This window comes from Streptomyces profundus (assembly GCF_020740535.1).
GTDB classification, from domain to species: domain Bacteria; phylum Actinomycetota; class Actinomycetes; order Streptomycetales; family Streptomycetaceae; genus Streptomyces; species Streptomyces profundus.
In genome coordinates this window covers 1,400,756-1,423,409 of the sequence record NZ_CP082362.1, presented here as the reverse complement: position 1 = coordinate 1,423,409, position 22,654 = coordinate 1,400,756, and the positions used below count along the sequence as shown (strand labels likewise).

The 22,654-nt window shown below is 71.8% G+C and carries 24 protein-coding genes; 13 read left to right on the top strand and 11 right to left on the bottom strand.

The window, feature by feature from the left end:
* Window positions 1-21: 21 nt before the first annotated feature.
* The 3 genes from K4G22_RS06350 to K4G22_RS06340 all read left to right on the top strand — a co-directional run bounded on the left by K4G22_RS06350 (window position 22) and on the right by K4G22_RS06340 (window position 3,979).
* The gene (locus K4G22_RS06350) at window positions 22-1,302 is read left to right on the top strand and encodes an NsdA family TPR-like regulatory protein (protein WP_483414795.1); all 1,281 of its coding nucleotides are present in this window, start codon (window positions 22-24) and stop codon (window positions 1,300-1,302) included.
* Window positions 1,303-1,625: 323 nt separating this feature from the next.
* The gene (locus K4G22_RS06345) at window positions 1,626-2,801 is read left to right on the top strand and encodes a C45 family autoproteolytic acyltransferase/hydrolase (RefSeq protein ID WP_228078736.1); all 1,176 of its coding nucleotides are present in this window, start codon (window positions 1,626-1,628) and stop codon (window positions 2,799-2,801) included.
* A 233-nt stretch (window positions 2,802-3,034) separates the two neighbouring features.
* Complete coding sequence (locus tag K4G22_RS06340; RefSeq protein WP_228078735.1) at window positions 3,035-3,979, top strand: quinone oxidoreductase family protein; 945 nt, start codon at window positions 3,035-3,037, stop codon at window positions 3,977-3,979.
* Window positions 3,980-4,105: 126 nt separating this feature from the next.
* Here the strand turns inward: K4G22_RS06340 and K4G22_RS06335 are convergent, their stop codons facing one another.
* Entirely contained in the window at window positions 4,106-5,011 is a 906-nt protein-coding gene (locus K4G22_RS06335) for an aminoglycoside phosphotransferase family protein (protein WP_228078734.1), read from the bottom strand.
* 332 nt (window positions 5,012-5,343) lie between these two features.
* On the opposite strand from K4G22_RS06335, the gene K4G22_RS06330 reads away from it, so the two are divergent.
* A complete protein-coding gene (locus K4G22_RS06330; protein WP_228078733.1) occupies window positions 5,344-6,249 on the top strand; it encodes an aminoglycoside phosphotransferase family protein in 906 nt (301 codons plus the stop codon).
* A gap of 15 nt (window positions 6,250-6,264) precedes the next feature.
* On the opposite strand, the gene K4G22_RS06325 is transcribed toward K4G22_RS06330, so the two are convergent.
* Together K4G22_RS06325 and K4G22_RS06320 are read right to left on the bottom strand one after the other, a co-directional pair.
* Window positions 6,265-6,723 carry a GNAT family N-acetyltransferase gene (locus K4G22_RS06325; protein WP_228078732.1) on the bottom strand — a complete coding sequence of 153 codons (459 nt, stop codon included), beginning with the start codon at window positions 6,721-6,723 and terminating at the stop codon, window positions 6,265-6,267.
* 41 nt (window positions 6,724-6,764) lie between these two features.
* Window positions 6,765-7,130, bottom strand: coding sequence for an ester cyclase (locus K4G22_RS06320; RefSeq protein WP_228078730.1), 366 nt, complete (start codon window positions 7,128-7,130; stop codon window positions 6,765-6,767).
* Between the two features lie 127 nt (window positions 7,131-7,257).
* Here K4G22_RS06320 and K4G22_RS06315 point away from each other — a divergent pair, with 127 nt between their 5' ends.
* A complete protein-coding gene (locus K4G22_RS06315; protein ID WP_228078728.1) occupies window positions 7,258-7,914 on the top strand; it encodes an aspartate/glutamate racemase family protein in 657 nt (218 codons plus the stop codon).
* Between the two features lie 30 nt (window positions 7,915-7,944).
* Here the strand turns inward: K4G22_RS06315 and K4G22_RS06310 are convergent, their stop codons facing one another.
* Together K4G22_RS06310 and K4G22_RS06305 are read right to left on the bottom strand one after the other, a co-directional pair.
* Window positions 7,945-8,370: a hypothetical protein gene (locus K4G22_RS06310; RefSeq protein WP_228078726.1), complete on the bottom strand. Its 426-nt coding sequence runs from the start codon at window positions 8,368-8,370 to the stop codon at window positions 7,945-7,947.
* Between the two features lie 43 nt (window positions 8,371-8,413).
* Window positions 8,414-9,655: an MFS transporter gene (locus K4G22_RS06305; protein WP_228078725.1), complete on the bottom strand. Its 1,242-nt coding sequence runs from the start codon at window positions 9,653-9,655 to the stop codon at window positions 8,414-8,416.
* A 99-nt stretch (window positions 9,656-9,754) separates the two neighbouring features.
* On the opposite strand from K4G22_RS06305, the gene K4G22_RS06300 reads away from it, so the two are divergent.
* Window positions 9,755-10,840, top strand: coding sequence for a helix-turn-helix domain-containing protein (locus K4G22_RS06300; RefSeq protein WP_228078724.1), 1,086 nt, complete (start codon window positions 9,755-9,757; stop codon window positions 10,838-10,840).
* Window positions 10,841-10,846: 6 nt separating this feature from the next.
* On the opposite strand, the gene K4G22_RS06295 is transcribed toward K4G22_RS06300, so the two are convergent.
* Entirely contained in the window at window positions 10,847-11,248 is a 402-nt protein-coding gene (locus tag K4G22_RS06295) for a MerR family transcriptional regulator (protein ID WP_228083974.1), read from the bottom strand.
* Window positions 11,249-11,306: 58 nt separating this feature from the next.
* On the opposite strand from K4G22_RS06295, the gene K4G22_RS06290 reads away from it, so the two are divergent.
* Window positions 11,307-12,416, top strand: coding sequence for an alkene reductase (locus K4G22_RS06290; protein WP_228078723.1), 1,110 nt, complete (start codon window positions 11,307-11,309; stop codon window positions 12,414-12,416).
* Here the strand turns inward: K4G22_RS06290 and K4G22_RS06285 are convergent.
* Genes K4G22_RS06285 through K4G22_RS06275 form a run of 3 tightly spaced genes read right to left on the bottom strand, consistent with a single transcriptional unit; the run spans window position 12,368 to window position 14,894 of the window.
* Complete coding sequence (locus K4G22_RS06285) at window positions 12,368-13,984, bottom strand: YihY/virulence factor BrkB family protein (protein WP_228078722.1); 1,617 nt, start codon at window positions 13,982-13,984, stop codon at window positions 12,368-12,370. The two genes, K4G22_RS06290 and K4G22_RS06285, sit on opposite strands and share 49 nt — an antisense overlap.
* Window positions 13,981-14,286, bottom strand: coding sequence for a hypothetical protein (locus K4G22_RS06280; protein WP_228078721.1), 306 nt, complete (start codon window positions 14,284-14,286; stop codon window positions 13,981-13,983). Before K4G22_RS06280 ends, K4G22_RS06285 begins: the two co-directional genes overlap by 4 nt.
* Before the next feature lie 53 nt (window positions 14,287-14,339).
* Window positions 14,340-14,894, bottom strand: a complete 555-nt coding sequence (locus K4G22_RS06275) for an Asp23/Gls24 family envelope stress response protein (protein ID WP_228078720.1) — start codon at window positions 14,892-14,894, stop codon at window positions 14,340-14,342.
* Window positions 14,895-15,198: 304 nt separating this feature from the next.
* On the opposite strand from K4G22_RS06275, the gene K4G22_RS06270 reads away from it, so the two are divergent.
* The 5 genes from K4G22_RS06270 to K4G22_RS06250 all read left to right on the top strand — a co-directional run bounded on the left by K4G22_RS06270 (window position 15,199) and on the right by K4G22_RS06250 (window position 19,698).
* On the top strand, window positions 15,199-15,747 hold the full coding sequence (locus K4G22_RS06270; protein WP_228078719.1) for an RNA polymerase sigma factor: 549 nt from the start codon (window positions 15,199-15,201) through the stop codon (window positions 15,745-15,747).
* The gene (locus K4G22_RS06265) at window positions 15,738-16,520 is read left to right on the top strand and encodes an Asp23/Gls24 family envelope stress response protein (RefSeq protein WP_228078717.1); all 783 of its coding nucleotides are present in this window, start codon (window positions 15,738-15,740) and stop codon (window positions 16,518-16,520) included. Before K4G22_RS06270 ends, K4G22_RS06265 begins: the two co-directional genes overlap by 10 nt.
* A gap of 67 nt (window positions 16,521-16,587) precedes the next feature.
* Complete coding sequence (locus K4G22_RS06260) at window positions 16,588-16,914, top strand: Asp23/Gls24 family envelope stress response protein (RefSeq protein WP_228078716.1); 327 nt, start codon at window positions 16,588-16,590, stop codon at window positions 16,912-16,914.
* 439 nt (window positions 16,915-17,353) lie between these two features.
* Window positions 17,354-18,715, top strand: coding sequence for a Bcr/CflA family multidrug efflux MFS transporter (locus K4G22_RS06255; RefSeq protein WP_228078714.1), 1,362 nt, complete (start codon window positions 17,354-17,356; stop codon window positions 18,713-18,715).
* Window positions 18,712-19,698 (top strand): small ribosomal subunit Rsm22 family protein, encoded by a 987-nt coding sequence (locus K4G22_RS06250; protein WP_228078712.1) that lies wholly within the window; start codon window positions 18,712-18,714, stop codon window positions 19,696-19,698. Before K4G22_RS06255 ends, K4G22_RS06250 begins: the two co-directional genes overlap by 4 nt.
* Window positions 19,699-19,753: 55 nt before the next feature.
* Here the strand turns inward: K4G22_RS06250 and ddaH are convergent, their stop codons facing one another.
* Entirely contained in the window at window positions 19,754-20,536 is a 783-nt protein-coding gene (gene ddaH / locus K4G22_RS06245; protein ID WP_228083973.1) for a dimethylargininase, read from the bottom strand.
* Window positions 20,537-20,761: 225 nt separating this feature from the next.
* Between ddaH and K4G22_RS06240 the strand changes: the two genes are divergently transcribed.
* Complete coding sequence (locus tag K4G22_RS06240) at window positions 20,762-21,457, top strand: bifunctional DNA primase/polymerase (protein WP_228078709.1); 696 nt, start codon at window positions 20,762-20,764, stop codon at window positions 21,455-21,457.
* Window positions 21,458-21,610: 153 nt separating this feature from the next.
* Here the strand turns inward: K4G22_RS06240 and K4G22_RS06235 are convergent, their stop codons facing one another.
* Window positions 21,611-22,636: an SCO2278 family lipoprotein gene (locus K4G22_RS06235; protein WP_228078708.1), complete on the bottom strand. Its 1,026-nt coding sequence runs from the start codon at window positions 22,634-22,636 to the stop codon at window positions 21,611-21,613.
* Between the last annotated feature and the right edge of the window lie 18 nt (window positions 22,637-22,654).

The window sequence follows — 22,654 nt, the reverse complement described above, 5'->3', positions numbered from 1 at the left end:
CGGGTACAGCGGGAGTGGTTCTTGGCAAGCGCACCGAGTGGCAACGCACCTACCTCCGCACCACCCCGCCGCGCAGGGTTCACCCAGCTGGAACTTGCTGACGCCGTCAACGCCGACCTCTGTGCTGCCGGCTACGAGGGGACCGTGAGCGACCGCACCGTTCGAAACTGGCTGACCGGAAAGACCAGGTGGCCGCACCAACGCCAACGGGCAGCCTTAGAGGCAGTATTCAACTGCCCGATCAGCGAGTTGGGCTTCGCCCCGCGAAGTGGGCCGCCCACCTCGCGTCAGGTATCACAGGAGGACCCTGTGCGTCGACGCCGTTTCATCTCCGCCGCCACCGGTACGGCCATAGCCGTCACGACGCCGGCTGGTGCCGTGCAACCCCGGGTGGGGAGGAGCGACGTGGACCGACTCCTGGGCAAGTTTGCCTCTCTCATCGCCAGCGATCACCGACACGGTGGCAAGCTGACCATCGAGGCACGAGCCTCCGCCTTCTCCAGTGAGGCACTCGCGCTTCAGTCCCGGGGCGCGGCAAGCCAACGCGTTCGGTCTGCCCTGTACAGCTGTGCCGCGTCCTTTACTTCCAGTGCCATGTGGGCCGCGATCGACGGCCGGCGCTTCGACACCGCCCAACGTCACTTCGACCGCGCCGCGAGCCTCGCTGCCATGTCCGGGGACCCGGCCATCCAGTTCCGCATCTGGTCACATGCGGGCAGCCTCTATCGTCACCTGGAGCGGCCCGCTGACGCACTGGCGGCGAATGATGTGGCTCGCCGCCTCCCGATTGCCCGCCGTGACCCCTTCTTCGCCTCTCTCGGGCACGCTCGGCATGCCGCCATTCACGGCCTGACCGGGGACACCCGAGCCGTCCGACAGGTGCTCGGCCACGCACAGGAGGCGCTCCAGCAAGCCGATCCGTCCGAACAACGCCCCTTGTGGGCGAGCGCGTCCTACGATCAGGCGGAACTCGATGGTCTCGCCCAGACCGCGTTCCTCGCTCTCGGAAGCTATGGGGAATCGGAGGCCCACGCCCACCGGAGTCTCGCGTTCCTTCCCCCTCACATGCGGCGTGATCGAGCCATCGTCACGGCACGGCTCGCCCAGGCACAACTAGGGCAGGGCGACATCGAGCAAGCCGTAGAGACCGCCAGATCCCTGTATGACGACACCACCAGCCAGCATCCCCGAGTACAGGACATGTTGCAGGAGTTCACCAGCGCGCTGCACATTGTCGCAGCCGGGGCCCAGGTCACTCGGGACTGGGACTGCTTTATTCGCGAACAGCGGGCTTTTCGGTGACCAACGCTGTCTTTGGGATCTGCTGTGACGCCCCACTCCGAAGCATGTCCGCTCGTGTCCGGGGGAATTCACGCGATCGTGGAGGAGGGTGGGACCGGGAACTCGCCGGGGGGTGAAGTCGTTCAGGGGGCGGACGAGTTGGAGCGGCTGTTCCAGGGCAGTGGCGGGGCATCTGTGCTGGTGGGGGCTCCCGGAGGGCGAATCGAGCGGGGCCGAGTCGCGCTCCACGGCGGCGTTGAGCCATGGGCTTCGGGCGGGATGCCGGCCGGTCTCCATCTCGTGCGAAAAAGGGAAGTTCCCACTTATGGACAGGAGACGGGGCCATGGACGTGATGGTGTATCAATCGCCGGACGAGCGACTGGCAGTTCGTCATATGCGTATTCATGGAAGCAACGAAGAGATCGGGGAATCGCTTGGCCATATCGCTCGGTCCCGGTATCGGGTAGCGGCGGAAGAGCTGCTGCTGCCCGAGGGTGTGGCGGAAAGCCGCCGTGCGTGGGCTGTGCGGCACTATCCGGAGTTGGTCGCCCGTGGCGTGGGGATCGCGCGTGCGTTTGGATTGGACCCGGCGGACCCGAAGGTTGATGCGCTCGGTGTCGGCTACCACATGCAATTGCCCACGCCGCCTCAGAGGGTGGGCTGCTCGGTGCTCGCCGCGCCGACCGTGGATGCCGGCACGGTGGTGCAGCGGAACTTCGACTTCGGCTTTCTCTCGTTGCCGGACGCGGTCTTCGGCCCTGGTGCCTTTCCCGAAGCGCCCGCGATGCTGAGCGAGCCGTATGTGATGGAGATCCACCCCACCGACGGGGGGATGAGCGCGCTGTTCCTGTGTGCCTTCGATCTCTGCAACGGAGTGATCGACGGCATGAACGAGGCTGGCCTCGTCGTATCGATGATGCAGCTCATCGATCGAACGGCGTCGACCTTCAGCCCTCCGGATATCGAGCCGGGGTTGAACGAGTTGGAGGTGCTTCGGTTCATCCTTGACCGCTGTCGCACCGTCGAGGACGCCCAGCGTGTATTCGAGGAGCAGCAGACATATCTGTCCTGGATGCCCTGCCATTACATCATCGCCGATGCCGAGGGAGTCGTGATGTTGGCTGAGCCCGGAGACGACAACACGACGCACACGGTGGTGAAGCGCGACGGGACGATGCGATCCACCAACCACAGCCTGCTCCGGCAGATCCCCGAATCATGGGAGAACGACCCGGATATCCGCGGGTCCATCGAGCGTCTACAGCGGATGGACGCGCATGTCGCGGTCGACCCCGAGCATCCGTTCACCGCCGACCGCCTCGTCGATATCGCCGATCAGGTCGCCGTGAGCACCCAATGGCCCGAGTCCGGCGCGGTGCTCGGCGGAACTCTCTGGTCGGCTTCGTATCGACCACGAAGCCGTGCGCTCGCGATCCGATTCTGGACGGGCCCCGGGGCGGCCGGAAGCACACCGGATCTGTCACCCGAGATGCACTTCCGGCTTGACCCGGCCGCGTGACGACGCTTCTCCAGGGCGAACCCCCCGTCAGCGGTGGCCCAGTTGAGGCAGCCGTGTCCCGGTGAGGGTGGCGCGGAGGGCGGTTCCAAGCCGGTAGGCGATGGCGAGCCCCTCGACCGGCGACGCCGCGAGGTGGTGCACCGGGGCCGGGATCGTCCCGGCGTCGGTGTGGCTGGCGAACCCGCCGTCCCGGTAGGGGAATGCCGGGAGGGCGTCGGGAGTTGGGGCGTGGCATGAAGGCTATTGGTGTGTATGACTTCGGCGGTCCCGACGTGCTGCGTGTGCTCGATCTGCCGGAGCCGGTCGCGGGGCCGGGGGAGGTGCGGATTCGGGTGCGTGCGGCGGCGGTGAATCCGACGGATGTGCTGCTAAGGACCGGCGGGCACGCCGTGCGGATGGCGGACCGGCCGGGTCCGTTCGTGCCGGGGATGGACGCCGCGGGGGTGATCGACCAGGTGGGGCCCGGGGTCGGCGATCGGCTCGCCGTGGGGCAACGGGTCGCGGCCATGGTGCTGTTCACCAGCGAGCATGGCGGGGCCTATGCCGAGCAGGTCGTGGTGCCCGCCGCTTCGGTGGTGCCGGCGCCCGCCGGGGTGGACTTCCCGGCCGCGTCCACGCTGCTGATGAACGCGATGACCGCGCGGCTCGCGCTGGACGCGGTGGCGGTGCCGGCCGGGGGAACCGTCGCCGTGACCGGTGCGGCCGGTGCCGTCGGAGGGTACGCGGTCGAGTTGGCCAAGGCCGACGGGCTGACCGTCATCGCTGACGCCGCGCCCCAGGACGTCGAACGCGTTCGGGGGTTCGGCGCCGACCATGTCGTCGAGCGCGGTGCCGATGTCGCCGCCCGGATCAGGAAGGTGGCGCCCGAGGGGGTGCCGGGGCTGGTGGACGGTTCGACGCAGACGACCGAGGTGGTGCCGGCCGTCGCCGACGGTGGGACGGTGGCCGAGCTGCGGGGCTGGGCGGGTCCGGCCGAACGCGGCGTCCGGATACACCCGTTGATGGTGACGGACGGCATCACGGACACCCGTGGTCTGGACGCGCTGTGCCGTCAGGTCGAGGCCGGAACCCTCTCCCTGCACGTGGCCGAGGTGCTGCCCGCGGAGGAGGCGGCCGAGGCCCACCGCAGGCTGGAGGCCGGCGGGTTGCGCGGCCGGCTGGTGCTGGACTTCTCCTGACCGCCCCGGCCGAAGTCCGTGGGCGGCGGGGCACGCTGTCACCCACGGGCACCCATCGGGCCGGCACGCACCGGGCCAGGACGGCGACGTCGACCAGGCGCCGGAGCCGACCCACCTGAGCCGGAGTCACGCCCCGAGGGCGGCGTCGGCGAGGATCTCGTGGATCACATGGCGGGAGTTGGCCGCGAGGAGCGGGTTGGTGAGCCGGTAGTAGGGGAGCTGGATCAGCGAGATGGACAGCGCCCACGCCCGGCCCCGCGCCCAGGTCACCTCGTCGGAGCCCAGCAGCGAACGGAACGTCGGGCGGGCCTCGGCGGGCAACAGGTTCCACGCGACCATCTGTTCCACGCTGGGGTCACCGATGCCGACCACACCGAAGTCGATCACCGCGTTCAGCCGTCCGTCGGGGCCGACGAGCACATTGCCGGGCGAGAGGTCCCCGTGCAGCCAGTGGTCCCGGCCCTCGTACGGGGGCAGCGTCAGGGCCTCGTCCCAGATCCGCGTGATGGCTTCGAGGTCCAGCGGCTCGTCCTCCCGGTCCAGCGCGGCGAGTTGGGCCAGCGCGTCCCTGGTCGGCCCGTCCCGGTGGGCCAGCGGCACCCCACGACCGGCGCGAGGGCCCTCCCGGGCGTCGACGGCGCGCAGCGCGTTGACGAACTCGCCCAGATCCTCGGCGAGATGCAGCGGGGCGACGACCTCGCCCGCCACCGGATTGACGCCCGGCAGCCAGCGGTGCACCGACCAACGCCAGGGATAGCCCTCCGCCGGCTCGCCCACCTCCAGCGGGACGGGGATCGACACCGGCAGATGGCTGGCCAGCACCGTCGGCCAGCGGTCCTCGGTCTCCACGGTGCCCGCGGCCCAGGCGGTGCGGGGCAACCGCACCACCAGCGCCTTGCCCAGCCGGAACATCGCGTTGTCCGTGCCGGAGGACGGCACGGGCACGACGGGGAGCCCGTCCCACCGGGGGAACGTGACGGCGATCAGCCGGCTGACCAGCGACGCATCGATATCGGGCTCATCGTCGTGCATCTTCGCCGCACACATAGGTACCTTCTCTGGCCGGTCCTGAGGGCTTCTCAACGGTCACGGGGGGAACGGTCGTTCCTGGTCCGTCGCGCCCGACGGCCGCCCCGGCGGCGGAGCGCCGACGGCGCGCGGGGCAGGGGCGAACGGCGGGTCGTCCTGCCGCCGAGCCGCACCATCCGACCAGGTCACGAGGGCCCTGTCGAGCTGATTTCCCCCGCCGATAATCCTTGGACAACGGGCGGGCCCCGGCAGTTGGATGGTTCGGCTCGGCGGCGCCGGCCCGCGCGACGACGCCTGACCGGGAGAAGCGGGGCAGGAAAGGAACCGGATCACCGTTGGCCGTCACAGAACCCCCCACCCCCACCACGCCGGAGATCGACGAGGGACTCGTCAGGCGACTGCTGGCCGACCAGTATCCGAGCGTGGCCGAACTGCCGCTGCGGCGCTTGACCCCGGGCGGATCCGACCATGTCATCCACCGCCTGGGCGACACCATGTCCGTGCGGCTCCCCAGGGGCGACTGGGCCGCCGGGCAGGCGGAGAAGGAGAGCCTCTGGCTGCCGCTGCTCGCCCCCCGGCTGCCGCTCGCCATCCCCGAACCGCTCTTCGTCGGCCGCCCCGACCACGGCTACCCGTGGCGCTGGTCCGTCACCCGCTGGCTGGACGGCGCGCAGGCCACTCCCGCCGCCCTCGTCGACCCGGCCCGGACCGCGCGGCGGCTGGCCGAGTTCCTCACGGCGCTGCACCGACTGCCGCCCGCCGAGACCCTGGCCCCCGGGCACGCCGGGCAGGACCTGGCCGACGTCGGCCTCCCGGAGCGCGACGAGGCGACCCGCGCCGACATCGAGGCGCTGAAGGACACGTTCCCGGCCGAAGCGCTCACCGACCTGTGGGAGGCCGCGCTGCGCGCACCGGCCTGGGACCACCCACCCATGTGGTTCCACGGCGACTTCCACGTCGGCAACCTGCTCACCCGCGACGGCGACATCAGCGCCGTGATCGACTTCGGCGGCCTGGGGCAGGGCGACCCGGCCTGCGACCTGGTGATCGCCTGGACGCTGCTCACCCCCGAGGCCAGGCCCCTCTTCCGCGAGACCCTCGGCATCGACGACGCCACCTGGACCAGGGGCCGCGCCTGGGCCCTGACCACCGGCCTCAACGCCCACCGCGGCTACGCCGCCACCCGCCCCGACGTGGCCCTGGCCACCGCCCACCAGATCACCGAGGCCCTGCGCGGCTGACCCCGGCGCGCGGCACTACGACAACCACAGCTCGCCGATCACCTGCCCGCCCATCGTCTCCCCCGTCGGCCGGAAACCGAGGCGGAGATAGAACTCCTCGGGGCCGTGCTCGTGCGGCAGCCACATGACCGTCACCCGCCGCTGCCCCCGGCGGCGGGCCTCCGCACAGACCGCCTCGACCGCGAACCGGCCATAGCCCTTGCCCTGATGCCCCGCGGCTATGTTGAGCCGCCAGATGCCGCACCGGAACGCGTCCACCGGGCAGTCCGGCTCGAATCCGCCCATGACGAAGCCCACCAGCTCCGCACCGTCGAAGACCACCCGGGGCCAGGCGGTCTCGGGCGACGCGTACGCCTCGGCCAGCGACATGACGACCGGGGCCACCACCTTCTCCTGCTCCGGGCGTATCCGCAGGGCACAGGCGGCCTTGACGTTCTCCGGGGTGACCTTCTTCAGGGACAGTGCTGAGGACATGTGGCCACCCTAGAGGCGGGCACTGACAATCCCTGGCGTGCTCAGTCGAGTTGGGTGGCCGCGTTCCAGTACTCGGCGAAGCGGCCGTCGCGGATGCGAAGAATGTCGTTGCCGACAAAGCGCGCCTCACCGCCGGGGGTGTCCAGCCGCCCCCGCCAGCGGCCCGCCACCAGATCACCGGCGGCGAACGGGCCGACCTCGATCTCGAAGTGCGCCGAGTCGGCGATGTCATGGGTCTCCGCGATCGCCGCGACCAGCTCGTCCGGACCCCTGACCTCGTAGTCCGGCCAGTGCCCCACGAAGTCCTCGGTCACCAGCGCCCGCGCGGCCTCGGGATACCCGTTCCACACCTCGTCGATCCACCGTTGGAAGAGCGCCTGAGCTTCGTTTGCCGGGGTTTGCGTCATGGAACACACCCTAGTGCCGCATCAGCCAGGGTTTGCCCCGCGCAAACCCCGACCGACGCGGCACTGGAGTCCGCAGCGGGCGGACCGTACCGAAGCGGCCAGCGTGGCATGGGCCTAGGCTGCCCACATGATCGGGTTTCTGCATACCGCGGCCGTGCACCAAGCCTCGTTCCAGGGTCTGCTCGACGAGCTGGCACCGGGGACACCCGCCGAGCATCTGATCTCCGAACGGCACCTGGAGCGCGCCCGGGAACACGGCCTCGACGAGGTGACCCGCGCCGAGGTGCGCCGCGATCTGGACCAACTCGCCGAGAACGGCGCCGAGGTGATCGTCTGCACCTGCTCCAGCATCGCCGGCCTCGCCGAGGAGTACGGCGCCCAGGCCGGCGGCCCGCTGCCCGTGCCGGTCCTCCGTGTGGACCGGCCGATGGCCGAGGCCGCCGTCCGCGCCGGCCGCCGGATCGCGATCATCGCCACCAGCGCCTCCAGCATCGACCCCACCAGCCAACTGCTCGACGCGTGCGCCCGAGCCGCCGGCCGCGAGGTCGAACTGGTGCCCGCGCCCTGCCTCAGCGCCTGGGAGCTGTTCACGGCCGGCGACACCGACGGCTACGCCCGCGAAGTGGCCACCCACGCCCGTCGACTGGCGACGGACGTCGACGTGCTGGTGCTGGCCCAGGCGTCCATGGCCCCGGCCAAGGACCTGCTGACCGACCTCCCAACCCCCGTCCTCAGCACCCCGAGGCTCGGCGTCGAGGGCGCACTGCGACACCGCGCCGCCTGACCACGCGAGACGACGGTCGGCGGTACGGCGTCAGCGGTGGTGGTAGTGCGCGCCGCCATGTCCCGGCCAGTCGAGGTTCCAGCCGTCGGTCCGCCACCGCCGCCCCGGCGGCAGCCGCACGATCAACAGCACCACGGGGATCGCGACCACCACCGACCAGCCGATCCGCTGCGTCCTCTTGGCGTCACACGCGGCGTTGATCCTCCCCTGTTCCTCGCCGCTCACCCGGCCCGACTGCCTGTCCCAGGCGGTGCCCAACGCATCGGAAGGGCCGCCGAACAGGACGGCGTCGCAGCTGATCGACCGCGCGTCAGGGCCGCCGCGCAGGCCACCCGTCGGCCAGCCGTTCGCGGGCAGCGCCAGCAGCGATATCAGCGCCGCCACCCCCACCGTGATCAGCGACAGATGGCCCCGTCGACGCCAGGGGGACGGCTCTTCCTCGGTGGTTGGCTCCATGGCCGACACCCTAGGTTCCACCCCCGAACCCCGGCCAGGGACGTCAACACCGCTCGGGAGCCCCGCCTTCGCGCGCACCCCCGTCCCTCTCGGCATCCTTCTCGACGGCGACCGCGCCGGCCGAGAGAAGCGTCGCACCGGCCAGACCACCCCAGAGCGCGACCGAGCCATGAGGGGCCAACGCGGTGAAGACCATCGGCGACACCGCGAGACCGAAGCCCGTCGACAGCTCGAACCGCGCGAGCGTACGCCCCAACACCCGCGCCGGGGCAAGGACCGTGACCAACGCCGTGGCGGTGCCCGCGTAGACGATCTCCCCGAGCGTGCAGACCACCGAGACCAGGGCGACGGCCGGCGGCCCCCAGCCGGGACCCAACGAGGTCGCCGCGAGAAAGCCCAGGTAGGACACGGTGAGCACCACACCACCCGAGGCCAACACCGCCCGCCGGGAGAAACGGGACAACAGCAGGGTGACCGGCACCTGGAGGGTCACCACCAGCACCGTGTTGGCCACGAAGATCGCCGCCGACCACATCGGGGACGCGTCCAACCTCGTGACCAAGATCAGCGGCAGCGCGATCTCGGGCACCTGGAGGCAGAAGGCGTAGATCACGTTGGCGGCCAACAGCGCGCGCATCCGGGGCGCCGCCCCCTCATCCCCACCCCCGGCCGGCGGAGCGACCGGCCGCACCCGCAGCCGCACCGACCACGTCAGAGCCGCGGCGGCCAGACACGCGAGCCCGGTGATAGCCGCCAACACCCGCAGCGCGGCGGGGCCGCCCGCCAGACACACGGTCGCGAGCAGCGCGCCCACCCCCATGCCGGCGTTGCGCAGCGCACGGCCCCCGGCCAGCGCGGTGTCACGTTCCCTGCCATGCGCGACCGTGGCCACCAGAGCCGCATGGGCGGCCGGCCACGCCTGGTTGCCGACGCCGAGCAGCAGCGCCGCCGCCGCGAACAGCCAGACGTTCCCCACCGGCGTGGCCAGCAGCAGCGCCACCCCCAGCACCCGCACCAGCATCGACGCCGCCACCACCGCGCTGCGCGCGCCCCGGTCCAACCACCAGCCCACCGCCGGCATGCACACCAGACCCATGACGATGCCGAGCGTCATGGCGATGCCGGTGGCCGGCGCCGAAAGCCCCAGCACCAGCACGCCGTAGAGCAGCAGAAACGGCCGCAGCAGGCCCGTGCCGAGCGCGTCGACGGCCAGCGCGACGGCATAGCGCGGCCCCCCGGAGGCGCGGACGAGCGCGCTGAGCCTGAACGTGGTGGTGGACGCCATGGCGGCAACGGTGCGTCCGGCCGCCGCGCGGGCCATGTCGGTTGACCGACAACGTCAACCGACGCCGACCCCGACCGTCCGACCGGTGATGATGAATGGGTGACGTTGAGGATCGACATCAGCGGCCCGCCGTCCCAACGGCTGTGGTTCGCCGCCTCCCCGCTGGCCGAACTGACCGCGATGCTGCATGTGCTGGCCGAACCGGGACACCATCAGCGACGCGCCGGCTGGGCCGCGGACACCTGGGCGGAACTGCGGCCCGAGCTGGCCGAGCGGCTGCGGGAGGCCGAGTTCCTCTGGCGCTCCTCCCAGGCCGACTTCCTGATCCCCGCCCGGCCCCGACCCACCCTCGCCGAGGAACTGGACGACGTCGACCGGATCGACGACGAGGCATATGTGACCGCCGCGCTCGTCGCCACCTGTAGCAGCAGCCGCGTCCCCCTCGCCCGTTCTTCGCCGCTCACCGACGCGACCGCGCGCGAGCGGGCCCTGTACCTGGCCCAGGCCGGCGGCGCGCGACAGGAAGCGTTCGCGGAACGGCTGCTCGCGGACCCCAAGGTGGTGCGGGCCTGGGTGCGCGAGACGCTCGAACAGTGCGCCGAGGCCTTCTTCGACGCCGCCTGGGCCGGCGCCGCCGCACGGCTCGCCACCGACGTGCGCCTGAAGAACGACCTGCTCAAGCGGCAGGGCATCGGCCCCGCACTCGCCTCCGTCTCCGGGGCGATCACTCTGGCCCCCGGCGGCGACCGGATCGTCATCGACAAGCTTCAGGACCGGGCCACCGCCCCCGACGGCTCCGGGGTCACCTTCATCCCCAGCGTCTTCGTCCGCCCCCATCTGGTGGTGGTCCAGGCCCCCGGATGGCAGCCGGTGGTGCAGTACCCCGTGGCGGAACCCAGCCCCTCCGAACCAGTTTCGCTGGAAACCGTCACCGCACGGTTGGACGCGGTCGCCCACCCGCTGCGGCTGCGGCTGCTGCGCACCCTGGCCCGCGGCCCGCACACCACGGGGGAGCTGGCCCACGCCTGGGAACTCACACCGCCCGAGGTGTCCCGCCACCTCGCAGTGCTGCGCCGATCGGGACTGCTCACGGCCAGACGGGACGGTCGGTATGTTCGTTACACCCTCAACGTTCCCGATCTGACGGCGCTGGGCACCGACCTGCTGGCAGCCGTGCTGCGCTGACGTTCCTCAGCCGCGCTCCCCGTTGCCCACCGCCGCCTCGATCACCTGGTCGAGGACCTCCCGACTGATCTCCAACTCGGCGATCAGCCGGTCGAGCCGGGCACGGTGCTCGGTCAGATCGGACATCAGCAGCGGCGTCGCACGGCCGGAGGGGCCGCCGTCCTCGTCCCGCAGGCAGGGCAGCACCTGCTCGATCTTCGAACTGCACATCCCGGCCGCGAAAAGCTCCTGGATGCGGATCACCCGGTGCACCGCGCGCTCCGGATACCGCCGATGCCCGCCGGGCGAACGTTCGGCCACCAGCAGGCCCTGCTGCTCGTAGTAGCGCAGCGACCGCTCGCTCACCCCGGTGTGACGCGCCAACGCGCCGATGGTGAGCCGGGGTTCGGCGCCCCCGCCCTCGCCCATGGCCGGCGCCGGAACCGGACTTGAATCTGACACTGGTGTCACCTCCTACCGTCCAGCCATGACCAACACCACGCTTTTCACTCCGTATTCCCTCGGCCCGCTGACCCTCCCGAACCGGCTGGTCATGGCCCCGATGACACGCTACCGAGGTACCGAGGACGGCGACCCGCTTCCGATCGTCGCCACCTACTACGCGCAGCGCGCCAGCGCCGGACTGATCATCACCGAAGGGCTCTGGCCCAGCGTCCGAGGGCAGAGCGGATGGCGGATCCCCGGCCTTCAGACCCCGGCCCACGCCGCCGCCTGGCGCCGCGTCACCGACGAGGTCCACGCGGCCGGCGGACGGATCTTCGCCCAGCTGATGCACGGGGGACGGCTCGGCCACCCCGGCGGACGCATCGACGGCTCGCAACCGGCGGGACCCTCCGCCGTCGCCCCGCCCGAACGCGTCACCCTGCGCGGCGGCGAACGGGAACTCGCCCCGGTGCCAAGGGAGATGACGGAGGAGGACCTGGACATCGCCGTCGCCGACTATGTCAACTCGGCCCGACTCGCGGTCGGCCCCGCCGGATTCGACGGGATCGAGCTCCACGGTGCCAACAGCTACCTGCTGCACCAGTTCCTCGCCGACAACACCAACCTGCGCACCGACGCCTTCGGCGGTTCCCCCGAGAACCGGACCCGGTTCCCGCTGCGGGTGGTGCGCGCGGTGGCTGACGCGGTGGGCGGCGCACGCGTCGCGCTGCGCATCTCGCCGGGAAACCCGCAGTTCGGGATGGTGGAGGCGGACCCGGGGCCGGTCTACCGACTCCTGGTCGACGCGCTGCGTGAGGTCGACCTCGCCTATCTGCATCTGACCGACAACGACCGCTATCCGGCCCTCGAAGAGCTGGGCCCGCGCTGGTCGGGCACGCTGATCGCCAACGTGGGGGAGAACGGGCCGGCCACCACCAGGGAACAGGGAGCCGAACTGCTCGCCTCCGGCCGCGCCGACCTGGTCTCCTACGGGCGCGCGTTCCTCGCCAACCCCGACCTGCCGGCGCGGTTCGCCGCCGGCGCCGAACTCAACGCGATCGACACCGGGCGGCTCTACACGCGGGGGGCCGAGGGCTACACCGACTACCCCTCGTTGGCGGAGGCCGACCGCGAGGCGACGCCGGCGGGTTGAGGGAACGGCGGGGGCGGGATCGCGGGCGGGGCCGAGGGGGGTGGTGGGACGGTGGGGCGGGGCGGTGCCGGAGGCCGTAACGGCAGCGGCGGGAACGCGGGCGGGGGCGGGACACGTATCGCCCCGTCGCCGCCACCGGAGTCGGCCGCGTCGCTGCCGGCGGCATCCCCGCCAACGGCGGAACCACCTGCAACGGCGGAACCACCGGCAACGGCGGAACCACCGGCAACGGCGGAACCACCGGCCGCCGGGCGCGACGAAGCGGCGTTCGGCGGTGATGTGTTCGGCGGGGACATGTTTGGTGGTGAAGGGGTGTTCGGCGGTGATGTGTTGGGCGACGAAGCGGCGTTCGGTGGTGATGTGTTCGGCGGCGACGTGTTCGGCGGGGACATGTTTGGTGGGGGCGACGGCGGCGGGGCCGGCGCTGGCCCGCCGGGTACGAGACCGTTTCGTTCCCGCTGGCCCTCGGGGGTGCCCTGCGCCGAAGGCGGGCCGCCCGGTACGACACCGTTTCGTTCCCGTTCGTTCTCCGAGGCCCGATCGCCCTGCGGTGACCCCTCGGGTACGACACCGTTTCGTTCCGTTCCCCCCTTTCGGGGACGGCCTGCCGGCGGTGCGCCAACTGGTACGAAACGGTTCCGTTTCGCTTCCTCGGTGCCGGTCGCGGTGAGCGATCCCCGCGCCGACTTGGCCAGTTCCGCGTTGAACTGGGCGCCCGAGAGCAGGGCCAGGTTCGACACCCAGAGCCACACCAGGAAGACCACGATGCCGGCCAACGAGCCATAGAGCCGGTTGTAGGTGGTGACCTGCGAGGCATAGAGCGCGAAGCCCGCCGAGGCCACCAGCCACAGCGTCACGGCCAACGCGCCACCCGGCAGCCCCCGGTAGGGCGGCCTGGCCCGGTCGGGACCGGTGCGGAAGAGCATGAGCACCAGCGTCGCCACCAGAACGACCAGCAGTGGCCATTTGAGGACCGTCCATGCCGTGGTGCCGCCCTCGCCCATGCCCAGTATCCGGCCGATCGCCCGCACCGCGCCGCTGGTCAGGATCAGCGCCGCCGCGCTGGCCACCAGCAGGCCGAGCAGGCCGAGGGCGGTCAGCGTGGTGCGCGGGATGGCGCGCAGCGGCGGGCGCTGGTCGGCGACGCCGTGCATCGCGTGCAGCACCCGTCGGAAGATGCTCAGATAGTTGTACGCGGCGAGCACCGCGCTGGCCGCGCCGATCACCGTCAACAGCCAGACACCGGAACCGGGTTCGGCCACATCGGTCAGCGCGTTGTAGACGTCCTCCCGGGAGTTGGCCGGAACCAGCGCGCTGACATGCCCGATCAGTTCGGGTCCTGCCGCCGGATGAGCGAAGTTGAGCAGTGAGAGCGCGACAAAGAGCGTGGGGAAGATCGCCAGCACCGAGTAGTAGGTGAGGGCGGCGGCCCAGTGGTCGATGTCGTCCCGCCACAGCGACACCGGGGTGCGGCGGAGCGCCAGCCACCAGCGGCGGCTCCCGCCCCCCGCACCTTCCGGGTCACGCGGATCGGCGTCGGGCCGGTCCGGGGTTCGTGCTTCGGTCACCTGCCGGCCGCCTGGACCATCTGAACCAGCCAGATCGCGAGCCCGGTAAACACCACGGCCAGCGCGGGGAGGCGACGTCGCGACCAGTGGTCCTGATGCGCCCCGCCGTCGCCGTGGCGGACCGCGCCGCCACCACGGCCGGGGTCACCGCCACCGTGCTCGCCCAGGCCACCGTGCCCGCCCAGGCCGCCGTGCCCGCCCAGGCCACCGTGTCCGCCCAGGCTCCCGTGCCCGCCCGGGCCGCCGCCGTCCTCGCGGCGGGCGGCGCCGAGGTCTCCACCGTGCTCATCCCAGCTGTGCATTGTTGCCCCTTACCGGTCCGCACCACTCCGCATCGGTTCCCACACGGTCGTTCTCACTGCACCCGAGGCTCGTCGTCGTGGAGTTCCTCGTCCGGCAGCCGGACATCCACAATCGCGATATTGACTTCGATCACCTCAAGGCCGGTCATTCGTTCAACGGCCACGATCACGTTCTCTCGCACCTCGCGGGCGAGATCGGCGATCGGCACGCCGTACTCCACCATCACATCGAGGTCGATGGCGGTCTGCCGCTGGCCGACCTCCACCTTGACACCCCGGCTGACCTGGGCCCGGCCGCCGGGAACCCGGTCCCGGACGGCGCCAAGGGTGCGGGAGAGGGTGCCGCCGAGGGCGTGCACACCGGGAACCTCGCGCGCCGCCATTCCGGCGATCTTCTCCACGACCCCGCCGGCGATCGAGGTGCGCCCCCGCGTCTCGGCGGGCTCCTGCGCGCCCGACGCGCCCTCGCTGACGGTGGTCTCACTCTCGCGGCCGGCGTTCTGCTGGGGGAGGCGAGCCTCGCCGGTCTTCCCCTCCCCGCTCTTCCCCTCAGGGGCTTGCTCCGCCGTGCGGTCGGTGGCGCTGTGGGAGGCTGTCTTGGTTGCCATGGCCTGCCTTTCGTTGCGTTGGCCGCGACCAGGTGCGGTCGCGCTGACACCTGGTAGGACACCGGAGTACCGGAAACGTCACGCACAATCCGGAATCCCGTTGTCTTTCGGCCAAGGAGCCTGGCCACGGGGCTATGGCCAGGCGCTGAGGACATGGTGCGCCTCGGGAGGCGATGGGTAAAGCCGGGAGCGGAAGACGTCAGTCAGCGTCAATCAGCATGGAGGACGAGCAATGACCACCGAAGACGACTGAGAATCGACTGAGAGACGATAAGGGTCATCGTGGACCACAAAGGAGCCATGGGTGGCGGTTGAGGCCGATGACGCGCTGTTGGCGGTGCGTGCCGCCGAGGGTGACGAGGCCGCGTTCGAGGTGTTGGTGCGACGGCACGGTCCGCCGCTCCTGCGGCTGGCGGGACACCTGTTGGGCGGTTCGGCCGACGCCGAGGACGCCGTGCAGGACGCGCTGGTCAGCGCGTGGCGGCGGCTGCCTGAGTTCCGTGGGGACTCGTCCTTCCGGAGCTGGATGTACCGCATCGTCACCAATCGCTGTCTCAATCTGCTGCGCTCCCGACGGCCGGTCGCGCAGCTTGAGGCGGTGCCCGAACCGGCCGCACCGGCCGCGCAGGCATCTCCGGAACGCACGGTGGAGAACCTGGTGGCGGTGCGGGCGCTGCGTGAGGCGCTCACCGGGCTGTCGCCGGAGCAGCGTGCCTGCTGGGTGCTGCGCGAGTTCCACGGGCTGTCCTACGACGAGATAGCCGAAGCGGTCGGCATCACCCGACAAGCCGTCCGGGGCCGGCTCTTCAGAGCCAGGCGTTACCTGATGGAGGCGATGGAAGCATGGCGCTAGACGGAGACGGCGCCTGGGGCGAGGACGAGGGCGACGCGCCGCGACGGCGTCGGGACGACGACCGGGGCGGTCAGGACGGCCTGGACGGTCAGGGCGGTCCTGAGGGGCGGGGCGGTCCGGAGGGACTGCCGCACGAGGCGGAGCTCTGGCCATCCGCCGTGCCCGCCGATGACGAGGAACTGTTGGCCTGCGGGCGTTCGCTGGTCGAGTTGTGGGAGGCGTGGGACGAGGGCCGTGCCACGCGGGACCCCCATGTGGTGGGCTGCCCCTACTGCGGTGCCGCGCTGGCGGAGCTGCGTTCGCTCGGCGAGTTGGTGGCGCGCAGCCGCGCCGAGGAGGACCGGGTGCCCGAGGCGCCCGGCCTGGCGTCGCGGGTGACCGCCCGCGTGATGGAGATCGTCCGTCTGGAGCTGCGTCCGGGCCGGACGCTGCCGCTCGGCGAGCCCAACGAGGACGCCTGGATCGTGGAGGCGGCCGTCTCCCGGGTGTTCCGTTCCGCCGTCGAGGAGTTGGACGGGGTGCGGGCCGGCAGCTGTCGGATCGCGCCGATCAGCCGGGTGCCGGTGGGTGAGGGTCCGCCGCGTGGGCCGGTCGCGGTGCGGATCGAGGTGGTGGCGGCGCTGTCCTGGTCGGTGCCGGTGCTGGCCGAGGCGATCCGCCGCCGGCTGGCCGTGGCCGCGGACGAGGAACTTGGCCTGGATGTTCGCACCATCGATGTGCATGTGCTGGATCTCACGGACGAACCGCCGCGTGGCGACAGGAGGTTGCGGTGACCCGGAACGGGTGGGAAGGACGGCCGCGGCGCGCGGCGGGCTCGGGCACCGTTCGGGAGGTGGCGCGGTGAGCGGCGGGGAGACGGAGGCCCGGTTGCGCGAGGTGGTGGCGTCGGCGGTGCGCCGGGTGCCGGGGGTGGCGTTTCCGGCCTCCGGCATCGGCGGGTTGCTGCGTGGCGGGCAGCGGCCGGTGGGCGGGCGCTCCTCGGGCGGGGTGCGGGTCACCGCGCTGCCCGGCGGCGGCTTCGGGATCCGGGTGGCGGTCGCGGTGCGCCGGGGCCATCGGGCGCTTGAGGTGACCCGCGCGGTACGGCGCGCGGTGACGGCGGCGGTGGGCGACGAGGCCCCCGGCGGTCCGTTGGGCGTCACCGTCACGGTGACCAGCGTCGGCTGAGCCCTGCCGGGCCAGCGGATTGCGATCACCAGGGCGCGGCTCCCGATCGCGTTCTGATCATCTCCGACCGTTCCGTCCGGCCAACTGACCGTTCTGCCCGGCCGACTGGCTGTCCCGACCGGCCCGGCGGCCGGCCCGGCGACCGGCCACCGTCGGTGGACGGGCTCCGTTCGCTAAACCAGTCGGGCGTCGGATGAGACACGGATCACGCCGCCCGATCCGCGGCCGAAGCGGGCGCCGCGGGGGCGTCCGATGCCGCCGCGCCCGCCCGGCCCCCACGCCACGGTGGCCCGCTGGCCAGCGCGAACGCCGGCCGGGACGGTCTCCAGGACCGGCCACGGCGGCCCGCCCGTGGCGGTCATCGGACGGGCTAAACCCAGAGGCGTGAGGAGCGGGTCATGGGATGATTGGATCGTCCTAACGATTCCCGGAGAGGTGCATGACTCAGCTCGGCCAGACCCCAACGGCCGTACCAGGTCCCGACGTTCGCCCACCCAACGCTTCCGAGATATCCACCGGGATCACTCCCGGGATATCCACCGCCGCTCTCACCACCCCGCAGCCCGCTCCCCAACTCTCCAGGCGCCGGCGCGCCGGACTGCTGATCGTCCTCATCCTCGGCAGCCTCTCCGCCCTCCCCCCGCTCTCCATCGACATGTACCTGCCGGCCCTGCCGGAGGTCGGCAACGCGCTGGGCACCGGCGCGGCCACCGTTCAACTCACCCTCACCGCCTGCCTGTTGGGCCTCGGCCTCGGGCAGCTGGTGGTCGGCCCGATGAGCGACCAACTCGGTCGTCGCTGGCCGCTGATCGGCGGCATGAGCTGCTATGTCATCGCCTCCCTGGCCTGCGCCTTCGCGCCCAACGTCGAATCGCTGACGGTGTTCAGGTTCCTCCAGGGGCTGGCCGGCTCGGCCGGTGTGGTGATCGCCCGCGCCGTGGTCCGCGACCTCTACTCGGGCGTCGCGATGGCCAGGTTCTTCTCCACCCTGATGCTGGTCTCCGGCGTGGCGCCCATCCTCGCGCCGGTCTTCGGCGGGCAGTTGATGCGGTTCACCGACTGGCGCGGGATCTTCCTCGTGCTCTCCGGCACCGGTCTTGTGCTGATCCTGGTGGTGCTCCGCTGGCTGCCCGAGACGCTGCCGCCGGAGCGACGCCACAGCGGGGGAGTGCCGGCGGCGCTGCGCGCCATGGGCGGGCTCTTCAGGGACCGCGTCTTCGTCGGCCATCTGCTCGTCGGCAGCCTGGTCTTCGCCGCGCTGTTCGCCTACGTCGCCGCCTCGCCCTTCGTGGTCCAGGAGATCTACGGCGCCTCGCCGCAGACCTACAGCATGCTGTTCATGGCCAACTCCATCTCGCTTGTGCTGATGAGCCAGGTCAACGGCAAGATCCTGGTCGGCCGGGTGCCCGTGCACCGGATCATGTCCGTCGGTCTCGTCCTCGTGTTCCTCTCCGCCGTCGCGCTGCTCGTCATGACCAGCGGACTCTTCGGCGAGGCGAGCCTGCTGGCGATCTCCATCGGCCTGTTCTGCCTGATGGGCGCGATGCCGCTGGTGCTGCCCAACGCCAACTCCGAGGGGCTCGACCGCACACCCCACGCGGCCGGCGCCGCCTCGGCGCTGCTCGGCGCCTCGCAGTTCTTCGTCGGCGCCATCGCCTCCCCGCTGGTGGGCGTCGCCGGCGAGGAGACGGCCGTCCCGATGGCCGTGGTGCAGGTCTCCTTCGTGCTGGCCGCCATCGGCTGCTACGTCGCGCTCTGCCGGCCGAGGCGCTCACCCACCGGGCCTACACTTCCCGGGTGACCAGCACGTCCCAACAGTTGCGCGCCGCTCTCGACGGGCTGCTCGACGGCCTGCCGCCCAGCCGGGCGGCGGGCGCGGTCGAGCGGCTGATGGCCGGCTACCGAGGCACGACGCCGGGGCCGGCCCCCGAGCTCAGGGACCGCGCCGACGCGGCTGCCTACGCCGCCTACCGGATGCCGGCCACCTTCGAGGCGGTCTCGTCGGCCCTGGCCGAGCTGGCCGCCCGGCTGCCCGACTGGGCACCGAGCGGCCATCTCGACCTCGGCGGCGGCACCGGCGCCGCCGCCTGGGCCGCCGCCGGCGTCTGGCCGGGGGAGCGGCCCACCCAGGTCCTGGACCGGGCGGGGCCAGCGCTCGACCTCGGCCGCGAGCTGGCCGGCGCGGCCGGCGCCCCGCCGCCGCTGCGCGGCGCGGACTGGCGGCAACACCGGATCGGCGCCGCCCTGCCGGCCGCCGAGCTGGTCACCGTCTCCTATGTGCTGGGCGAACTGCCCGAACCCGAGCGGACGGCCACCGTCGAGGCGGTGGCCGCCGCCGGCCGGGCCGTGGTGCTCGTCGAGCCCGGCACCCCGGACGGGTATCTGCGCATCAGGGCCGCCAGGGACCAGCTGCTCGCCGCCGGGCTCACCGTGCTGGCGCCCTGCCCGCACGGCGCCGGCTGCCCGATCGCGGTGGGCGACGACTGGTGCCACTTCGCCGCCCGGGTCAGCCGCTCGGCGCTCCACCGCCGGGTCAAGGGTGGGCAACTGCCCTACGAGGATGAGAAGTTCAGCTATGTCGCGGCGTTCAGGGACCCGCCGGCGCCGGCCCCGCCTGCCCCCCGGGTGGTCCGCCGCCCCCGCCTCCGCAAGGGCCAGGTCCTGCTGGACCTCTGCCACCCGGACGGCACCCTGGCGGACGAGGTGATCACCCGACGCCGGGGCGCCACGGCCTACCGTCAGGCCCGCGACACCGCCTGGGGCGACGCCTTCCCCTACCCCTAGGCGAGCTAGGCGAGCCGCCGGGCGGGGGGCCGGCACGGTCCGGCCCCCCGCGCGGTCAACGTAGCTCAGCCGTGCAACATTTGACGCTCCCGCCGCCCTTCAGCAGTTCGCTGAGGTCGATCGGGATCGGCTCGTAGCCACGGGTGCGCAGGGTCGTGAAGAGGCCCTGGGCGGCCTGCGGCACCACCACGTGGTGGCCGTCCGAGACCGCGTTGAGGCCGAGGGCCAGGGCGTCCGCCTCGCGGGCGAGGATCGCGTCGGGGAAGAGCCGCGCCAACACCGCTCGGCTGCCGGGCGAGAACGCCTCCGGGTAGTACATGACGGCGTCGTCGCGCTGGTCGTCCAGCACACACAGGGCCGTGTCGAGGTGGTAGAACCTCGGGTCGACCAGGTCGAGCCCGATGACCGGACGGCCGAAGAACTCCTGGGCCTCCTGGTGCGCCTGCGGGCTGCTGCGGAAGCCGTGTCCGGCCAGCACCCAGCTGGCCGTCACCGTGAAGTCGCCCTCCCCCTCGTTGGTGTGTTGAGCGCGTTGAAACTCTCCGTGGCCGTGCGCGAGATGCCACTCCTCGTGCACCCTGGCCTCGCCGAACCGCTCGGGGTGGGCGAAACGCGCGCCCAGCACCCGGCCGTCCAGCACCAGCGCGCCGTTGGCGGCGAAGACCAGATCCGGCAGCTCGGGGCGCGGCTCCAGCTCCGCCACCGTGTGGCCGAGCGAACGATAGAGGTCGCGCAGATCGCTCCACTGCGCCAGGGCCAGCCGAGAATCGACAGGCTTGGTCAGATCCATCCACGGATTGATCGAATACGTGACACGGAAGTGCTCCGGCGGGCACATCAGATAGCGACGAGCTGTATACACCGAGGCTCCTTGAGGGTGTAAGGGGCGGCGCGCGGATGCGGTGTGCACAGTGTGCCCAGTCCCGGGGCGCGATCACCAGGGTTCCCCCGATTACCCATCCCGGGACGTGACAGGGCAGGATGAGCGCCAACCCGGTGGAATAAGACCGGGCCCCCGAGCGCTGGTGTGCACACGGGACGGAAGTGAGGCGGTAGGCACCTGATGGCACGCGAGAGCAGAATTCCCCGCTGGATGCGTCGTGGAGGACGAGGTGCCGGCGATGGGGCCGCTGCCGCGCTGCTGCGTGAGGAGTCACTGCTCGCCGTCGCCGAGGCCGGGCTGCCGGTCGCCCCGGCCGCGCACCCCGAGGGGTTCGGCTGTTCCTGTGCGCGGATCGGCTGTCCGACGCCGGCGCGCCACCCCGTCTCGCTCACCTGGAACAACGAGGCGACCACCGAACGTGAGCAGGTGCTGCGCTGGCTGCGGGCCGCCCCGGAGGCGAACTTCGTCACCGCGACCGGGCGGATCCACGATGTGCTGGACGTACCGGTACCCGCCGGTCAGGCCGCGCTGGAACGTTTGGCCGCCGACGGCGTCGAGGTGGGCCCCGTGGCCGTGGTCGACCCCGACCGGATGCTCTTCTTCACCGCCACCCGGGGCACCCCCGACGACGAGGACGAGTGGTGGCCCTGCGAGCTGGACTGCCACCCCGAGACGATGGACGAGCACCCCGGGCTGCGCTGGCACTGCCGGGGCAGCTATGTGCTGCTGCCGCCCTCCAGGCTGAGCGAGGACGGCGCGGAGGGCGTGCGCTGGCTGCGCGGCCCGGAGCACCCGCTGCCCGACCCGCTGGCGCTGCTCGAAACCCTCACCGACGCCTGCGCCAGCCACCGCGAGCCCGCCTGGCCCGCCGGCTGACGAACGCCGGCCCGTTGGCGAACGCCGGCAGGCGCACCCGCCCGCCGACACACGACGAGGGCGGCACCCCGTGGGGGCACCGCCCTCGGCCATATCCCGTCCGGGACCTGACCGTTGCTCGCGTCGGTCGCTCGCCTCGGTCGCTCGCCCCGGTTACTCGCCCAGCGCGTTGAACACGCCCATATGCCGGGCTCGCAGGTCCACCGGGTCCTCGCCCTCGGGCACATAGGCGGTGAAGTTGGCGTACCGCTGGAGCGTGACCGCGCGGTCGGCCGTTCCCTGCATCAGCGGCTTCACCATCGGGTCCACCACCGGCGTCTCGCCCTCGGCCCAGGTCTGCTTGTCGTCCATCCGCAGGGCGAACAGCACCAGCGCGCCGCCGTCCTCGGTGCGCACCGCGACCGTGGGGTACTCGTCCTCCGAGGTCGTGGTGTCCGAGAACTGCGTCTGCGACGCCGGGCTCTCGTTGGCCGCCTCCCGGGCCGCCACCACGTCCGTGGTGTAACGGCCGCCGAGGAACGGGCCGTTGCCGGTGTTCAGATACTCGGTGTAGGCGGTGCCCAGCTCGCCGGGCGCCACGGAGAGCCCGGTGGACTCGCTGGCCACCTGCAACTCCTGGAGATAGCCGTCGTCGTCCGTCGCGAACTCCGGGATGGCGGACGGCTCAAGCGCCGACACATAGCGGACGTTCCAGGGCTCGTCGACGCTGTGCCGGGTGAAGGTGAGCAGCCAGTGGGTCTCGTTGTCCACGATCTCCGCGTCCACCATGAAGAACTTGGGCCAGCCGGCCTGCTGCGGAATGTGGAAGCGCGGGTTCTCGTACTCGATCGGGGTGAAGTCGTCCTCGGCGGCCTCCTCCTGCGCCGCCCCGTCCTCGCTGGCCTCCTCCTCGGCCGCCGCCTCCTCGTTGACGGCCCCCTGGGCGATCAGCACGGCGCCGTTGATGTCGGCCAGGGCGCCCGTCTCCACCGTGGCGTTCAGCTCGGCGTCATAGGTCCTTCGAGCCTCGTTGCGGACCTCGAAGTAGCGTTCCAGGGCTTGTTCGGCCTCCGTCTCGGTGGCCGCCGGTACCACGGCGGTCTCGCCGCGCACCGTCATGCAGCCCGACAGGGACGTGACCGTCGCCAGGGCCACCAACAGCCCCGTCGTGGTCGTCGTCAGTCGTGCGCGCAGCCGCATTCTGGGCCCTCCCCGTCG

Coding starts and splice junctions, on each gene's coding strand:
- K4G22_RS06265 (WP_228078717.1), top strand. CDS start 15,738: ATGGCGCTAGACGGAGACGGCGCCTGGGGCGAGGACGAGGGCGACGCG.
- K4G22_RS06310 (WP_228078726.1), bottom strand. CDS start 8,370: ATGGAGCCAACCACCGAGGAAGAGCCGTCCCCCTGGCGTCGACGGGGC.
- K4G22_RS06305 (WP_228078725.1), bottom strand. CDS start 9,655: ATGGCGTCCACCACCACGTTCAGGCTCAGCGCGCTCGTCCGCGCCTCC.
- K4G22_RS06235 (WP_228078708.1), bottom strand. CDS start 22,636: ATGCGGCTGCGCGCACGACTGACGACGACCACGACGGGGCTGTTGGTG.
- K4G22_RS06255 (WP_228078714.1), top strand. CDS start 17,354: ATGACTCAGCTCGGCCAGACCCCAACGGCCGTACCAGGTCCCGACGTT.
- K4G22_RS06340 (WP_228078735.1), top strand. CDS start 3,035: ATGAAGGCTATTGGTGTGTATGACTTCGGCGGTCCCGACGTGCTGCGT.
- K4G22_RS06320 (WP_228078730.1), bottom strand. CDS start 7,130: ATGACGCAAACCCCGGCAAACGAAGCTCAGGCGCTCTTCCAACGGTGG.
- K4G22_RS06240 (WP_228078709.1), top strand. CDS start 20,762: ATGGCACGCGAGAGCAGAATTCCCCGCTGGATGCGTCGTGGAGGACGA.
- K4G22_RS06280 (WP_228078721.1), bottom strand. CDS start 14,286: ATGCACAGCTGGGATGAGCACGGTGGAGACCTCGGCGCCGCCCGCCGC.
- K4G22_RS06325 (WP_228078732.1), bottom strand. CDS start 6,723: ATGTCCTCAGCACTGTCCCTGAAGAAGGTCACCCCGGAGAACGTCAAG.
- K4G22_RS06275 (WP_228078720.1), bottom strand. CDS start 14,894: ATGGCAACCAAGACAGCCTCCCACAGCGCCACCGACCGCACGGCGGAG.
- K4G22_RS06315 (WP_228078728.1), top strand. CDS start 7,258: ATGATCGGGTTTCTGCATACCGCGGCCGTGCACCAAGCCTCGTTCCAG.
- K4G22_RS06295 (WP_228083974.1), bottom strand. CDS start 11,248: ATGGGCGAGGGCGGGGGCGCCGAACCCCGGCTCACCATCGGCGCGTTG.
- K4G22_RS06290 (WP_228078723.1), top strand. CDS start 11,307: ATGACCAACACCACGCTTTTCACTCCGTATTCCCTCGGCCCGCTGACC.
- ddaH (WP_228083973.1), bottom strand. CDS start 20,536: ATGTGCCCGCCGGAGCACTTCCGTGTCACGTATTCGATCAATCCGTGG.
- K4G22_RS06345 (WP_228078736.1), top strand. CDS start 1,626: ATGGACGTGATGGTGTATCAATCGCCGGACGAGCGACTGGCAGTTCGT.
- K4G22_RS06335 (WP_228078734.1), bottom strand. CDS start 5,011: ATGCACGACGATGAGCCCGATATCGATGCGTCGCTGGTCAGCCGGCTG.